Consider the following 15,508-nt stretch of genomic DNA (forward strand, 5'->3'; position numbering starts at 1 on the left):
GGGACCCTGCCTCAGCGGATCACGTAGGGCAGCAGGCCCAGGAAGCGCGCGCGCTTGATCGCCTGGGCGAGCTCGCGCTGCTTCTTGGCCGACACGGCCGTGATGCGCGACGGCACGATCTTGCCGCGCTCGGAGATGTAGCGCGACAGCAGGCGCGTGTCCTTGTGGTCGATCTTCGGCGCGTTGGGGCCGGAGAACGGGCAGGTCTTGCGACGGCGGAAGAAGGGGCGACGGGGAGCGGTGGACATCAGGCTTCTCCAGCGGGTTGGGCTGCGGGCGCCGGGGCCCGGCCCGAGAAGCGGCCACCGCGGTCGCCGCCGCCGCTGCGCTCACGGTCGAAACGGCCGCCGCCGCCGCCACGGCGCTCGCCACGCTCGCCGCGATCGTCGCGGTCGCTGTCTTCGCGCTTGCGCAGCATGGCCGAGGGGCCGTCCTCGTGCGCTTCGACGCGCACGGTGAGGAGGCGGATCACGTCCTCGTTGATCCGCATCTGGCGCTCCATCTCGGCGATGGCGGCCGCCGGCGCGTCGATGTTCAGCAGCGTGAAGTGGGCGCGGCGGTTCTTCTTGACGCGATAGGCGAGGGACTTGATGCCCCAATATTCGGCCTTGGCGATGGAGCCGCCGTTGGCCGTGATGATGGACTTGAGTTGCTCGGTCAGGGTCTCGACCTGTTGGGCCGTGACGTCCTGGCGCGCAAGGAACACGTGCTCGTAGAGAGCCATGAAGCTTTGCCTTTCCTGTTACTCGACAGCGCCCGGCGCGAAGCCCTTCGAGCCTCGGAAAGGCTCGAGTGGTACCGAAGGCGGGAACACGGGATGCGGGGCCGAAGCTCCTGTCCGCGGCATTGGCGCCGGAGGCGCGAACATGCGGATATCCGTTCAGCTCCCGGCCAGGAAGCTGTCGAAGGGCGCTCGATAGAGTGCGGCGGCCGACATGGCAAGCGAAAAGGCGCGGGCGGGTGGCTGGGTGGAGGTGCGACGGGCCGGTCCTCCCGCTCTCGCCGCCCATGGGCCGTCGGCGCCACGCCTGTCGCGCGGCCGGGACGCCGCCGAGTTGACACCCGTCGGCTATTCGTGTTCTCGGGCGCCCTCGCCACGGGGATCCACATGACGACGGCCTTCATCTTTCCAGGGCAGGGCTCCCAGGCCGTCGGCATGGGCAAGGCCCTGGCCGCCGCCCATCCCGCCGCCGCCCAGGTCTTCGCCGCGGTCGACGACGCCCTGGGCCAGTCGCTGTCGCGCCTCATGTTCGAGGGTCCCGAGGCGGAACTCACGCTGACGGCCAATGCCCAGCCGGCGCTGATGGCGGTGAGCCTGGCGGCGCTGCGGGTGCTCGAAGCCGAGGCCGGCCTCGACCTCAAGGCGGGGGCGGCCTTCGTGGCGGGCCATTCGCTGGGGGAATACGCGGCTCTGGCCGCCGCCGGGTCGCTGTCGGTGGCCGAGGCGGCCCGGCTGCTGCGCATCCGCGGCGATGCCATGCAGGCGGCCGTGCCGGTGGGCCAGGGCGCCATGGCGGCGCTGATCGGCGTCGAGCCGGAGGCCGCCGCCGCCATCGCGGCCGAGGCCGCGGCGGGCGAGGTCTGCGATGTCGCCAACGACAACGGCGGCGGGCAGGTGGTGCTGTCGGGCACGGCCGCCGCCATCGACCGCGCCGTCGCCATCGCCAAGGGTCGCGGCGTCAAGCGCGCCGTGCTGCTGTCGGTGTCGGCGCCGTTCCACTGCGCACTGATGCGCCCCGCCGCCGACGCCATGGCGGAAGCGCTCGACACGGCGGAGATCGCCGACCCGGCGCTGCCCCTCGTGGCCAACGTGCTGGCGCGCCCCGTCACCACGGCCGGCGAGATCGTCGGCTGCCTCGTCGGCCAGGTCTGCGGCACGGTGCGGTGGCGCGAGTCCGTGGCCTGGATGGCGGCGGCCGGGGTGACGCGCTTCGTCGAGGTCGGGGCCGGCAAGGTCCTGACCGGCCTCGTCAAGCGCATCGCGCCGGATGCCGCCGCCGAGGCCGTGGGCACGCCCGACGACGTCGCGCGCTTCGCCCGAACCCAAGCCTGAGGGAGCCCCGCCATGTTCGACCTTTCGGGAACCGCCGCCCTCGTCACGGGCGCGACCGGCGGCCTCGGCGGCGCCATCGCCCGGGCGCTCCATGCCCAGGGTGCCCGCGTCGCGCTGTCGGGCACGCGGCGCGACGCGCTCGACGCCCTCGCCGCCGAACTCGGCGGGGACTGCCCCGTGCTGCCCTGCGACCTCGGCGACCGCGGCGAGGTCGAGGGGCTCGTCGGCCGGGCCGAGGCGGCCCTGGGCTCGCTGGACATCCTCGTCAACAATGCCGGCATCACGCGCGACGGGCTCGCGGTCCGCATGCGGGACGAGGACTGGGACCGGGTGCTGGCCGTCAACCTGACGTCCGGCTTCGCGCTCGCCCGCGCCGCGCTGCGGGGCATGATGAAGCGCCGCCACGGCCGCATCATCGGCATCACCTCGGTGGTGGGCGTCACCGGCAATGCCGGGCAGGCCAATTATGCCGCCGCCAAGGCCGGCATGATCGGCATGTCCAAGTCCCTCGCCGCCGAGGTGGCGAGCCGCGGCATCACGGTCAACTGCATCGCGCCCGGCTTCATCGAGAGCCCCATGACGGACGCGCTGAACGAGAAGCAACGTTCGGCGATTCTCGGCTCCGTGCCGGCCGGCCGCCTCGGCACCGGGGCCGAGATCGCCGCCGCCGCCGTCTACCTCGCCAGCCGCGAGGCCGCCTACGTCACCGGACAGACGCTGCACGTCAACGGCGGAATGGCAATGATTTGAACGCTTTGCGGCGGCGCTGCGGCGGCCCGCGCCCGCCGTCCCCACTCTCGCCATCCTCGGCGAAACATGGTAACAGCCCAGTTGTCGTGTTGGTCGCGATCGCCGAGCCGCGGGCCCTGATGGGCCGGCGCCGCGGCATCGGGGCCAGGCCGGGCGGGTCGCCCCCAGGGCGGGCCCGGCGGCAGAAACCCGGCGATCGGGGACGGCGGCCCCAAGCGGGCCGGCGTCCTCCGGCGCGGCGGAACACGAACACCCGATTCCCACACCGAAGGCATGAGGAATATCCAAGATGAGCGATGTCGAAGAGCGCGTGAAGAAGATCGTCGTCGAACACCTGGGCGTTGAACCCGACAAGGTCGTCGACAACGCCAACTTCATCGATGACCTCGGGGCCGACTCGCTCGACACGGTCGAACTGGTCATGGCCTTCGAGGAAGAGTTCGGCGTGGAAATCCCGGACGATGCCGCCGAAACGATCGTGACGGTCGGGGACGCGGTCCGTTTCCTCGAGAAGAACAAGAAGTCCTGAGCCGCGGACGCGCCCGTCCCGCCCGGCCCCCGAGGGGCGGCGGGGCAGGGCGCTCCCGGCGGACGCGGTGGTGAAGGCCTCCGCGGGCTGACCTCCGAGGAAACGCCAGCGATCCGATCCGGCTCCGCCGCCCTGCGGCGAGCGGCCGGCCCGGCGACCGGTTCCATGGGGAGACTCCAGCCCGGAGGCCCGTCAAGGGTTGAGGGTGGGCAGAGTGAACGCAACGCGACGCGTCGTCATCACCGGCATCGGACTGGTGACGCCCCTGGGCGGCAACGCCGAAACGACCTGGCGCCGGCTGATCGCCGGGGAGAGTGGCGCGGCCCTCGTGGACGCGTTCAAGGTCGACGATCTCCCCTGCCGCATCGCCTGCATGGTGCCGCGCGGGCCGACGGACGAGGGCAAGTTCAATCCCGACGATTGGATGGAGCCCAAGGAACAGCGCAAGGTCGACGACTTCATCCTCTACGCCGTCAGCGCCGCCACACAGGCGCTGTCCGACGCCGGTTGGGCTCCCTCCACCTACGAGGAGCAGATCGAGACCGGCGTGATGATCGGCTCCGGCATCGGCGGCCTCGGCGGCATCAACGACGCCGCCCTCCTGGTCGGCGAAAAGGGTCCGCGGCGTCTGTCCCCGTTCTTCATCCCGGGCCGTCTCATCAACCTCGCCGGGGGCTATGTCTCCATTCGCCATGGGCTGAAAGGCCCCAACCACGCGGTCGTGACGGCCTGCTCGACCGGCGCCCACGCCATCGGCGACGCGGCCCGCCTCATCCAGTGGGGCGATGCCGAAGTCATGGTGGCGGGCGGCACGGAATCCGCCGTCAACCGGCTCGGCTTCGCGGGCTTCTGCGCCTGCCGCGCCCTGTCGACCGGCTTCAACGACACGCCCACGCGCGCGTCCCGCCCCTACGACCGCGACCGGGACGGCTTCGTCATGGGCGAGGGCGCCGGCATGGTGGTGCTGGAAAACTACGAGCATGCCGTGGCCCGAGGCGCCCGCATCTACGCCGAGGTGATCGGCTACGGCATGTCGGGCGACGCCTATCACATCACGGCGCCCTCGGAATCGGGCGACGGCGCGTTCCGCTGCATGTCGGCGGCGCTGAAGCGGGCCGGCATCGCCCCCTCGGACCTCGACTACGTCAATGCCCACGGCACGTCGACGCCGCTCGGCGACGAGATCGAACTCGGGGCCCTGCAGCGGGTGCTCGGCGATGCCGCGGCGGGCGTCGCCATGTCGTCGACCAAATCCGCCATCGGCCACCTGCTCGGCGCCGCCGGCTCCGTCGAGGCCATCTTCTGCGCGCTCGCCATGCGGGACAGCATCCTGCCGCCGACGCTGAACCTCGACAACCCGTCCGTCGACACGCCGATCGACCTCGTCCCCCACGTCGCCAAGCCGCGGCGCGTCGACGTCGCGCTGTCGAACTCCTTCGGTTTCGGCGGCACTAACGCCTCGTTGGTCATGCGCAAGGTCGAGGCCTGAGCCTCGACCCGGAGGGCGTGGTGCTCGGGCGCCGAATGAGGTAGGATGCCGTCGGTCTGGCGGACCGCGGGCGGCGGCCGGGCCGGATGCGGCACGCGGCAGATCGGCGGCAGGACGGCGCGGCACAGCCTGCCGCGCGTCGTGCGCCACCACAGCGACGGCGGACGAGCAGATGGCCGAAGGCCCCAACTCCAGCGACGGTGAGACGAGGCCGCCGGATCGCGACGATCCGACGCCCGGTGCGCGTCGCAACCTCATGTCGCCCGGCGAGGCGCTCCAGCCCGACGTCGCGCCCCCGCCGCCGCCGGGGCCCCGCAAGGCGCGGCCCATCGTGGCGACGGTGAGCGGCGTCCTGTCGTTCCTCGGCATCGCGGCCGTGGCGGGCATCATCCTGGTGTCGCTCGCCGTGCAGCGCATCGGCGCGCCCGGGCCGCTGCCGGCCGACAAGGTCGTCATCATCGCGCCCGGCACCGATGTCGGCGAGATCATCGGCCAGCTCGAACAGGAAGGCGTGATCGACAGCGCCCCGCTGATGACCGGCACGCTCTATGCCGAGGGCGACCGCAGCAAGATCAAGGCGGGCGAATACCTGTTCAAGCAGAGCGCCAGCCTGCGCGAGGTCATCGACACGCTGGTGAGCGGCAAGCAGATCCTGCACGCCATCACCATCCCGGAAGGCCTGACCAGCGAACAGATCTGCGACCGGCTGAAGGCCGACGACGTCCTCCAGGGCGAGATCCGCGCGGTCCCCAAGGAGGGCACGCTGATGCCCGACACGTTCAAGTTCGCCCGCGGCACGACGCGCGAGCAACTCCTGCGCACCATGGCGCAGGAACAGAAGAAGGTCGTGGCCGAGGCCTGGGCCCATCGCGCCCAGGACACCACGATCAAATCCCCCTACGAGATGGTCACGCTCGCCTCGATCGTCGAGAAGGAGACCGGCAAGGCCGACGAGCGCCCGCGCGTGGCCGGCGTCTTCGTGAACCGCCTCACCAAAGGCATCCCGCTCCAGTCCGACCCCACCATCGTCTACGGGCTCGTCGGCGGCAAGGCGACGCTGGGCCGGGGCATCCTCAAGAGCGAGATCGAGCAGAAGACGCCCTATAACACCTACGCCATCGCCGGGCTGCCGCCGGGGCCGATCTGCAACCCCGGCCGCGCCGCGATGGAGGCCGTGGCGACGCCGTCGCGCACCCGGGACATCTACTTCGTGGCCGACGGCACGGGCGGCCATGCCTTCGCCGAAACGCTGGACCAGCATCGCGCCAATGTTCAGCGCTGGCGCCAGATCGAGAAGGACGCCAAGGACAAGCTGTCGCCGGACCTCGACAAGGCGCTCGGCGCCGGCCCGGCCGGCACGCCCGCCGCCGCGCCGAAGCAGCGCAGCGACGCGGCCCCCGCGGTGCCGGTCTATGGCGCGCTCACGGGGCGCTTCGAGAGCGTGGCGGCCGGGCCGACGGGGCCGAAGGGGCTGCTGGCCGCCATGGCACCGCCGTCGATCGCGTTGGGCGACGGCGGCGACGCGTCGACGCGCTTCGCGCCGCCCTCGCCGGACCAGACGGCTTCGCTCGACCCGGACGGACCCGGCGACACGGCCGCCGCCCCCACGGACAGCAATGCCTTCTTCGGGGTCGGGGCCGGCACCTCGACTGTCGCCGACGTCGGCCGGGCGAGCGGCCTCACCTTCCCGGTCTCGGCGGCGCAGCGCGCCGACGAGAAGGCCCGGGCGGCCCGTTACGGCACGGCCACCGGCCCCGACAGCCTTCCGCTGTCCGCGGAGGTCGTCAGCGCCGATCAGGGAGCGTCCCTCGCCCCCAACCGGCCCGCGCCTGGCAGAGGGCGGGTGGTCGACGCCTCCGAAGGCACGAAGCTCGACCCCCTGCTCGACAAGAGCTACGACCTGATGTCGGCCAAGACCGTGCCGAGCTTCGCGCCCCCGCCCGGGGCCGCCCCGGCGCGCCGCGCCGCCGCGGTCCGCTGACATGCCGGGACACGGCGGGACCCGGCAGGCGCGCCTGTCCAGCATGACGGGCTATGCGCGCAGCTCCGGCCAGGTCGGGGCCGCGAGCTGGAGCTGGGAACTCAAGTCCGTCAACGGCAAGGGACTGGAACTGCGGCTGCGGCTGCCGCCCGGTCTGGACGCGCTCGACGCGCCCTCGCGCGCCCGGCTGGCCGGCCGGCTGACGCGCGGCACCATCCAGGTGGGCCTCACCCTCCAGCGCCCCCGCCCCGAGCAATCCATCCGCATCGACGAGGCCAAGCTCGCCGCCCTGGTCGCCGCCGTGGCGGGCCTCGCCCTGCCGCCCAGCATTGCGCCGGCCACGCTCGACGGCCTGCTGGCCCTGCCCGGGATCGTGGAGGTGACGGAACGCGCCGAGGAGACCGGCGACACGCTGGTGCCGGCCGTGCTGGCGGGTCTCGACGCGGCGCTGGACTCGCTCTGCGCCATGCGGGCCGGTGAGGGGGAGGCGCTGGGCGGCATCCTGTCGGATCGCCTGTCCGGCATCGCCCGGCTGATCGCGTCCGCCGATGCCGTGCCCGGCCGCATGCCCGAAGCCGTCCGCGGGCGCCTCGCCCGCCGCGTGGCGGAGCTGTCCGGCGCCGTCCCGGGGCTGGACCCGGTGCGCCTGCACCAGGAAGCCGTGCTGCTCGCCGCCAAGGCCGACGTGCGCGAGGAGCTCGACCGCCTCGCCCTGCACCGGTCCGCCGCGGCGGCGCTGCTGGCGGAGGGCGGTGCCGTCGGGCGCCGGCTCGACTTCCTCGCCCAGGAGCTCGGGCGGGAAGCCGGGACGCTCTGCGCCAAGTCGAACGACGCTGACCTCACCGCCATCGGTCTCGCGCTGCGGACCGAGATCGAGCAATTCCGAGAGCAGGTGCAGAACCTGGAATGAGCGTGACCATGCCCATCGACGGGACCTCCGCCGCCTTGCCGCCGCGGCGCGGTCTGATGCTGATCCTGTCGTCGCCGTCCGGAGCCGGCAAGACGACGCTGACCCGCATGCTGCTGCAGATGGCCGACATCGACCTCACCCTGTCGGTCTCGGTGACGACGCGGCCGCGGCGACAGAGCGAGGTGGACGGCGTCCACTACCACTTCCTCACCCAGGACCGGTTCCGCGAACTGCGGGACGCGGGCGAACTGCTCGAATGGGCCGAAGTCCACGGCAATTTCTACGGCACGCCCAAGGGGCCGGTCGACGCGCTGCTGCGTGACGGGCGCGACGTCCTCTTCGACATCGACTACCAGGGCACGCAGCAGATCCGCGGACGGGCCCGCGACGACGTGGCGACCATCTTCATCCTGCCGCCCTCCATGCGCGAGCTGCGCGCCCGGCTGGAGCGGCGCGCCGAGGACAAGCCCGACGTCATCGCCCGGCGCCTCGAGGCGGCCCGCAACGAGATCACGCGCTGGACGCTCTACGATTACGTCCTCGTCAACGACGACCTGCAGCGCACGCTGCGGGACGTGGTCGCCATCCTGTCGGCCGAGCGCCTGCGGCGGCTGCGGACCGAACCCGCCGTGGCGGGCTTCGTGGCGGCGCTGGCCGCCGAAGGCTGACGGCGCCGCTCGCCGAAGCGTCAATCGTTCGGGGTGGCGGGCGGCAGGGGCTCGGCCCCGTCGGCCAGGCGGGCCAGGGTCACGAAGTCCGCCACCGTCAGGGTTTCGGCCCGGGCCGTGCCGGCGATGCCGGCCCGCTCCAGCAGGGCGGCCGCGTCCACGCTGCCGGCCGGCGTCGCCAGCCCCTTCAGCGACTGGCGCAGCATCTTGCGGCGCTGTCCGAAGGCCGCGGCCGTGACGCGCGACAGGCTCGCCACGCTGCAGGGCAGGGGCACCGGCCGGGGCACGAGCTCGACGATGCTCGACAGGACCTTGGGCGGCGGCACGAAGTTGGACGGCGCCACGTCGAACAGGATGCGGGCGCGGGTGCGCCAGCCGCAGAGCACGCCGAGGCGGCCGTAGTCGGCCCGCTCCTGCGGCGTCGCCACGATGCGTTCGGCGACCTCGCGCTGGAACATCAGCACCATCCGGTCGAACCAGGGCGGCCAGGGCTCGGCCTCGATCCACCCCGTCAGTAGCGGCGTTGCGACGTTGTAGGGCAGGTTGGCGACGATGCGCCAGGGCCGCCCGTCTGCCCGCACCGGCAGGCCGGACGGCAGCACGGCGAGCGCGTCGCCGGCGATGACGGTGAGGCGGCCGGGATAGCGCTCCGCGATGGCGGCCAGGGCCGGCAGGCAGCGCGGGTCGCGCTCCACCGCCACGACCTCGGCGCCTTCGGCCAGCAAGGCGCGGGTGAGGCCGCCGGGTCCCGGCCCGACCTCCACCACCGGGACCCCGGCGAGGGGACCGGCCGCCCGGGCGATGCGGCCCGTGAGGTTGAGGTCGAAGAGAAAGTTCTGGCCCAGCGCCCGGCTGGGCTCGATCCCGCAGGCCTCGACGACATCGCGGAGCGGCGGCAGTCCATCATCGGTCAAGGGGCTGGCGGCTCCCGCGCGGCCGGCGAAGCGCCGCTCAGTTCTTGCTGATCACGGCGGACTTGCGCAGGTCCCGGTACATCTGGGCCGATACCGCGACCAGCTTCTCGGCGATGAGGTTCTTCTGCACCTGCTCGTGCAGCGTCGTGTCGTCCTTGGCGTCGTCCTTGTCGCAGACCGCCACCATCTCGACGCCGTTGGTGCTGCGGTCGGGCACCGTCAGCATGCCCCGCTGCGTTTCGGCCAGGACCTTGCGCAGGCCGGGGCTGAGCGCGTCGGAACTGCGGTTCATCGGCTCTTTCACGGCGACGTTGGGCAGCGAGCGGGCCAGCTGCAGGCCGGTCTCGCACCCGTCGAAGCGGTTGCGCAGCGCCTTGGCCTCGGCGATCCGGCTTTCCACGATGGCCGGCGTCGGGTTGACGGGCAGGACGAAGATCACCTGCTGGAGCCGGTAGTTGGTGACCTTGTCGGTGCCGCCCCTGGCGATGGCGGCGGCGACCTCTTCTTCGGTGACGCCCACGCCCTTGTTGCGGGCCCGCACGAGGTTGTCCCACGCCGCCATGGACCGGAAATGCGATCGGATGGTTTCGAGGTCGATCTTGGCCTTGGCGGCACCCTGCGAGAAGGCCTGGGTGTCCATCTTCACCGCGGCGGAGGTCTTCTGCAGCACGGACGTGATGTCGCCGTCCGCCGCGTCGATGCCCCAGTGCCGGGCCTCGTCGTAGCGCAGGCGATCCGCCACCACGGCTTCCAACGCGTCGGCATGGGAGGCCGGCTTGTGCTCGAGCCGCAGGATCTTCTCGTATTCGGCGACGTCGAAGCTCGTGATCGGGTCGCCGTTGACGGCCGTGACGACGGCCTGAGCCGCCGCGGGCGACGCGCCGAGGCCGGCGCAGGCGCCCGCGGCGGCGAGAAGGATGGCGGCGCCGCGGACGGCGGCCGCGACGGAAGGATGGCGGTTCTGTTTCACGAGGTTCGTCCGTCGCCCTTGGGTCCTGATGGAAACCGAGCCGCCACCCATCTCAAAAGAATGGCGATTATTTGAACACGCCGTCCTGCACCGTGGAGGTCGAGCCGAGGTTCTGGTTGAGCTTGAAGTCCGCGAGGCTGCGGAGCGTCACGCTGAGCAGCACCGTCTGGTTGACGTTCTGGTCCGCCGCGGCGCCGGCGATGGAATCCGTGTAGGAGCGCGTGTAGCTCAGGCTCACCGTCGTGCAATCGTCCTGGTAGCCCAGGCCCGCCCCCAGGACGGCGATCTCCGGGTGGCCCGTCTTCAGGTCGTACTGGCGCGTGGTCAGGTCGTATTTGTAGGGATCGAGCTCCAGCGTCGCGCTGCCGTTGACGTAGTAGTGGTCGAGGAAGTCGAACCGTTCGCTGACCAGCACGCCGGACCGGTCGTGGACGTAGCCGATGTCGGGCTGAGCGGCGTACTGGGAATATTGCAGGTTGGTGGTGGTGCCGAAGAACCGGGCATTGCCGATGAGATCGATGACCTTGGTGTCGAAGGTCTTGCTGTCGAAGCGCCCCTTGGCCTCCACGGAGAAGTTCGACGTCGGCGCGACGAGCACGCGGCCGACGTAGTCCGACCGGTCGGTTTCGAGCCCGGACTGCAGGCCCGTGTTCGACACGTCGGGGATCGCGAAGGAGTTGCGGCCCGCGATGGCATAGGACTGGCCGAACAGGGCGTTGACGTAGCCGCCCGTCGGGAACGTCATGGTGTATTGCGCGCCGGCATTGGCCCGCACGCCGCCTTCGACGCGGTCGTATCCCGAATATTTGTTCCACTCGAACAGCGTCGTGTCGTCGAAGACGAGGCTTTGCGCGTCCTCGTTCGGCGTCTGCCCGGCCTTGGCGACATTGGGCCGGACGACCAGCTGGGCGATGGGCTCGAAGACCTGTCTCGACCAGCTCGTCGTGGCGAGGAACGGATAGCGGTATTCGAGGCCGACGCCCGGCACGATGTCGCCGCTGAGGTTCTCGTTATGCGTGCCGAAGAAGTTGGCCTGGTCGGCGTTGGCGATGGTGGACTGGCCGGACGCGCTGGTGAAGGTGAAGCTGTTCGACTCGTTGAGGTTCAGCCAGCGACCGTCGGCCCGCACGAAGGCGAAGGGCTTCCACACTTCCCCGATCGGATCGATGAACTTGCGCTCCCACGAGACCTGGGTCGAGGCGCGCGTGTAGTCGCCGGCGATGCCGCGCATGAAGCAGGACGGCGGCTTGTAGTTCGGCAGGGCCGCGACCGGCGTCGAGGAGGACGGGCACACGTCGTAGAGCGAGAAGGCCGAGTCGAGCAGTCGCGTGCCGGTGGCCTGGTAGGCCGCCGCCGTGCGCGTCAGGCTGGTCAGGTTGACGTCGACCTTCACCTCGCCGCCCACGCCCGCCGTGGCATCGGGGGCGAGGCCGAAGGTGCGGTTGTAGTCGAGCGTCGGCAGCACCAGCGGCTGCTGCTTGTTGAAGTCGAACTGCGACAGGCCGACGATGCGGTAGCCCTGCAGGTTGAAGTAGCTGCGGTCGCCCTGGCCGGTCAGGTAGGCGGTGGAGATCGACTCCTTGATGTAGTCCGAGCCGAGGCTGGACGAGCGCACGTTGTAGTCCTGGACGAAATACTTGTCGCTGAAGAGCGCGACGTCCCAGCCGTACTTCCAGTTCTGGTTGATGAAGAACTGGCCGTTGGATTCGACGGAGCCGCGGAACTGCCGGTTGCCGGTGCCGAAGGGCTGGGCGGCATAGGCTTTGGGGTCGAGTTGGTCGATGCCCGTCGCCAGCACCGAGTAGGATCCCGTGTCGAGGCGGTGACGCCACTCCGCCTCGCCGAAGAAGCCCTGCCGCGACAGGACGGTCGGCGTCAGGGTGAGGTCGTAGTTGGGCGCGATGTTCCAGAAGAAGGGCTGGGCGGCCCCGACGCCGAGGCGCGATTCCGTGATGTAGCGCGGCGGCAGGAAGCCGGTCTTGCGCGCCACGGTGGGGTCGGGTGCCGAGAAGTACGGCACGTAGGCGATCGGCAGGCCGTAGAGTTCGAGGGTCGCATCCTCGAAGTAGATCATCTGCTCGTCCGCCTTGTGGACGATCTTCATGGCCTTCACCTGCCACAGCGGCGGGCGCTCGGGGTGGGCCGCGCAGGGCGCGCAGGCCGTGTAGGTGCCCTTCTCGAACGTGGTGGTCTCGCCCTCGCTGCGCTCGGCGCGCGGCGCCGTGAAGAAGGTCTTGTCCTTCGAGACGGTCGACAGGCTGTCGACGAAGCCGGTCTTGAAGTCGTCCGTCAGCTCGAACTTGTCGCTGTAGGTCGTGGAGCCGTCGGCCTCCGTCATCTTGGCGCGGCCGCTCGCGAAGACGCGATTGGAATTGCGGTCGTAGATGACCTTGTCGGCTTCGAGGACGCGGCCCTGGTAGTAGAGCTGCACGTTGCCGTCCGCCGACACGATGTTGGTGTCGCGGTTGTAGACCAGCTGCTTGGCCTCGACGAGCAGGCGGTCCTTCTTGGCCTCGGGCTGGGCGGCGGCCGCCGCGACCTGACCGGCGGGCGCGCCTTTGGGCGCACCTTGGGCTGCCGCGGGCTGCGGCGCCGTGCCCATGAAGGTCAGGGCCAGGATCGTGCAGGCGCAGGCCCGCAACGCCGATCCGCCCCGCACCGTCGCCATGCTCGTCTCGATCAGGTGATCCACCACTGTCAGCTTCGTAAACCGAATCGACGCCTGCGGCAGGGTGGTCCCCCGCAGGCGCCGACGCCGGGAAGGATTGGCCTCACACACGTCGGGGCCAGAACGCCGCCCCATCAGCCATCCTCCTGGTACAGCAGCGCGAGCGAGCCCAGCATGCTCCCCACGACGGCGGGAGACCACGCCGCCACCGGGGCGCTGAGGAGGCCTGCGCCGCCGAGATCGCCGACAAGTTTCGTCGCGACGTAGAGCACGAAGCCCGCCGTCACTCCACCCGCCACCATGCGGGCGATCCCACCAAAGCGGAAGAATCTTAAGGAAAACGCCGCGGCCACGAGGATCATGGCCATGAACAGGAGCGGCCGGGCCAGAAGCTTCTGGTATTGCAGCTCGTAGCCGGTGGCGTTCAACCCGGCCTTCTCGGTGCTGTCGCGGATCTGCGGCAGGCTCCAGAAGGGGACGGCATCGGGGGCGGTGAACTTCTGCTGCACCTGCTGGGGCGTGATGTTGGTGGCGACGATCTCGGTCTTGACGTCCCGCGGCGGCTCGCCGGGGGCCATGATCTTGGCGTCGTCGAGCTGCCAATAGCCCTCGTGGAGCTCGCCGCGCTCGGCCTCGACGCGCTCCATGAAGCTGCCGTCGCGGTCGTAGACGAAGGCCGTGATGCCGCTGAGCACCGAGCCGCCGTCGCTGGCCCGGTCGGCGCGCAGGATCGTCTGCCCGTCGACCCCGTCCTGCTGGATCCAGAAGGCGGTGTCGACCTGCTCGGACCCCGTCTTGCCGAACATGCGCGTCTCGAGCCGCTCCGCGCGCTGCTTCGAGACCGCCGCCACGGGGTTGTAGACCGTGGTGGTGACGATGCCGAGCACCAGGGCCACGCCGAGCGGGGGCAGGATGAACTGCCACACCGACAGGCCCGCCGCCCGCGCCACCACGAGCTCGAGTTTCCGGGTCAGGTTCAGGAAGGCGAACATGGCCCCGAACAGGACCGAGAAGGGGAAGATCTGCTCCGTGATGGTGGGCACGCGCAGCAGGGACAGGAAGGCGACGCCCGCCGTGGTGGCGCCCTTCGCGTCGCCCGAGCGGCGCAGGAGTTCGACGAAGTCGCTGAGGTAGATGATGGCGAACAGCAGGCCGAAGACCATCAGGATGGACTTAGTGAAGTTGCGCGACAGGTAGAGGATGAAAGTGCGGCCGACCACGGCAGGCTCACGCGGCCTGCGGCACCGGCATGCGCGCCGGCTTGAGGCGCGGCAGGGTGATGCCGCTGCCGAAGATGTAGGCCAGCGCGCCGAGCAGGCCGGCGAGCGGCACCGCATATTCCGCCGGGACCCAGGCCGCCGACTTCGCCACGAAGCCCGAGGCCGCGAAGCCGGCGCCCCGCACGGCCGCCACCGCCAGGACGGCCGACACCATCGCCTTCCAGTTGCCCGACCGCGTGGTGCGGGGCTGCGACAGGGCCGCGAAGGCGATCATGCCGAAGGCCAGGGCGTAGAGCGGGTTGGAGAACCGGTCGTGCAGCTCGGACCGGTAGCGGCCCTCCTGGAACTTCACGGCGGGGTCGTTGAGGTCCGGATGCATCAGCTCGCGCGTTGAGCGTTCCCGCGGCCGCAGCGGCGCGCCTTCGCCTTCCGACCCGAACTGCGCGAGGTCGAGCGCATAGCGCTGGAACGCCACGATGGCGGCGTCCTTGCTGCCCGGCTGGTGGCGCTGGATGGAGCCGTTGTTGAGCACGAGGTAGTTGTTGTCGTCGCTCGACCAGGTCTGGCCGCTGTCGGCGACGTAGGACGAGATGTGGTTCGGGTCGCGCCGGTCCTCCATGAGGATGCCGTGCAGCGCCCCGTCCTGGCCGCGCTCGCGGTAATGGAAGATGAAGCCCTGGTCGAGGGTGGTGAACGTGCCCTCGCGCACCACGTGGGTGATGAAATCCGCCCGGATCTTCATGACGAGTTCGCGCAGCTCGCGGAAGCTCCAGGGCATGATGTAGAGCGACATGGCGCCGACGAGCAGCGTCACCACCACCGTGACGGTGGCGAAGGGACGCAACAGACGCAGCGGCGACACGCCCGCCGCGCTCATGACGATGAGTTCGCTGTCGCCGTTGAGCTTGTTCAGCGCGTAGAGCACCGCGATGAACAGCGCGATGGGGGCGATGACCATCACCAGCGCCGGCAGGCCCAGCGCCGTCACGCCGAGGAACACCAGCAGCGACTGACCCTTGGTGGTGAGGAGGTCGAATTCCTTGAGGGCCTGCGTCACCCAGATCACGGCCGTCAACACGCCCAGAGCGACCAGGAAGGACGAGCGCACGATGCGCAGGATGTAGGCCTCGACGAGCGACATGCTGCTCCGGTCAGTCTGGGACCCGGACGGGTCCGTGAGGGACGTCCCCCGCTCGTCCTGACCCCGAGGGGTAGAAGGGGCGGGGCGGCCGCGCAAGCCTTCCCGCCCACCCGGGGGAAGCCCCGGGGAATTTCGCCGGGCGCCGTTGCCGCGGGATCACTCTTGGCGGCCCGAGACGGTCATTTTGGGGCGAAAAAACGGAGCCGCGGGCCCAT

14 protein-coding genes are annotated in these 15,508 nt (G+C 70.7%); 7 read left to right on the top strand and 7 right to left on the bottom strand.

All coding sequences use genetic code 11. The annotated features are described in order from the left end of the window. Positions 1 to 11: 11 nt before the first annotated feature. Positions 12 to 248 carry a 30S ribosomal protein S18 gene (gene rpsR, locus D3272_RS06055; RefSeq protein ID WP_129218254.1) on the bottom strand — a complete coding sequence of 79 codons (237 nt, stop codon included), beginning with the start codon at positions 246 to 248 and terminating at the stop codon, positions 12 to 14. Then, positions 248 to 724 carry a 30S ribosomal protein S6 gene (rpsF, locus tag D3272_RS06060; RefSeq protein ID WP_129218255.1) on the bottom strand — a complete coding sequence of 159 codons (477 nt, stop codon included), beginning with the start codon at positions 722 to 724 and terminating at the stop codon, positions 248 to 250. Before rpsF ends, rpsR begins: the two co-directional genes overlap by 1 nt. Before the next feature lie 384 nt (positions 725 to 1,108). Between rpsF and fabD the strand changes: the two genes are divergently transcribed. The 7 genes from fabD to gmk all read left to right on the top strand — a co-directional run bounded on the left by fabD (position 1,109) and on the right by gmk (position 8,380). Continuing rightward, a complete protein-coding gene (gene fabD, locus D3272_RS06065; RefSeq protein WP_129218256.1) occupies positions 1,109 to 2,053 on the top strand; it encodes an ACP S-malonyltransferase in 945 nt (314 codons plus the stop codon). 12 nt (positions 2,054 to 2,065) lie between these two features. Then, positions 2,066 to 2,803, top strand: coding sequence for a 3-oxoacyl-[acyl-carrier-protein] reductase (fabG, locus tag D3272_RS06070; RefSeq protein ID WP_129218257.1), 738 nt, complete (start codon positions 2,066 to 2,068; stop codon positions 2,801 to 2,803). Between the two features lie 289 nt (positions 2,804 to 3,092). Beyond that, positions 3,093 to 3,332, top strand: coding sequence for an acyl carrier protein (locus D3272_RS06075; protein WP_129218258.1), 240 nt, complete (start codon positions 3,093 to 3,095; stop codon positions 3,330 to 3,332). 214 nt (positions 3,333 to 3,546) lie between these two features. Next, a complete protein-coding gene (fabF, locus tag D3272_RS06080) occupies positions 3,547 to 4,821 on the top strand; it encodes a beta-ketoacyl-ACP synthase II (protein WP_129218259.1) in 1,275 nt (424 codons plus the stop codon). A 172-nt stretch (positions 4,822 to 4,993) separates the two neighbouring features. Continuing rightward, positions 4,994 to 6,802, top strand: a complete 1,809-nt coding sequence (gene mltG / locus D3272_RS06085; protein WP_129218260.1) for an endolytic transglycosylase MltG — start codon at positions 4,994 to 4,996, stop codon at positions 6,800 to 6,802. A gap of 1 nt (position 6,803) precedes the next feature. Continuing rightward, entirely contained in the window at positions 6,804 to 7,712 is a 909-nt protein-coding gene (locus tag D3272_RS06090; protein ID WP_207210135.1) for a YicC/YloC family endoribonuclease, read from the top strand. 8 nt (positions 7,713 to 7,720) lie between these two features. After that, on the top strand, positions 7,721 to 8,380 hold the full coding sequence (gmk, locus tag D3272_RS06095) for a guanylate kinase (RefSeq protein WP_245496426.1): 660 nt from the start codon (positions 7,721 to 7,723) through the stop codon (positions 8,378 to 8,380). Between the two features lie 20 nt (positions 8,381 to 8,400). Here the strand turns inward: gmk and rsmA are convergent, their stop codons facing one another. The 5 genes from rsmA to lptF form a co-directional block, all read right to left on the bottom strand. After that, positions 8,401 to 9,294: a 16S rRNA (adenine(1518)-N(6)/adenine(1519)-N(6))-dimethyltransferase RsmA gene (rsmA, locus tag D3272_RS06100; RefSeq protein WP_129218261.1), complete on the bottom strand. Its 894-nt coding sequence runs from the start codon at positions 9,292 to 9,294 to the stop codon at positions 8,401 to 8,403. Positions 9,295 to 9,331: 37 nt separating this feature from the next. Next, complete coding sequence (locus tag D3272_RS06105; protein WP_129218262.1) at positions 9,332 to 10,264, bottom strand: hypothetical protein; 933 nt, start codon at positions 10,262 to 10,264, stop codon at positions 9,332 to 9,334. Positions 10,265 to 10,331: 67 nt separating this feature from the next. After that, the gene (locus D3272_RS06110; RefSeq protein ID WP_129218263.1) at positions 10,332 to 12,956 is read right to left on the bottom strand and encodes an LPS-assembly protein LptD; all 2,625 of its coding nucleotides are present in this window, start codon (positions 12,954 to 12,956) and stop codon (positions 10,332 to 10,334) included. Between the two features lie 110 nt (positions 12,957 to 13,066). Beyond that, the gene (gene lptG, locus D3272_RS06115; protein WP_245496415.1) at positions 13,067 to 14,152 is read right to left on the bottom strand and encodes an LPS export ABC transporter permease LptG; all 1,086 of its coding nucleotides are present in this window, start codon (positions 14,150 to 14,152) and stop codon (positions 13,067 to 13,069) included. Between the two features lie 7 nt (positions 14,153 to 14,159). Then, on the bottom strand, positions 14,160 to 15,293 hold the full coding sequence (gene lptF / locus D3272_RS06120) for an LPS export ABC transporter permease LptF (protein WP_129218265.1): 1,134 nt from the start codon (positions 15,291 to 15,293) through the stop codon (positions 14,160 to 14,162). Positions 15,294 to 15,508: the final 215 nt, after the last annotated feature.

The sequence above is a fragment of the Lichenibacterium ramalinae genome, from assembly GCF_004137085.1.
Lineage (GTDB): Bacteria > Pseudomonadota > Alphaproteobacteria > Rhizobiales > Beijerinckiaceae > Lichenihabitans > Lichenihabitans ramalinae.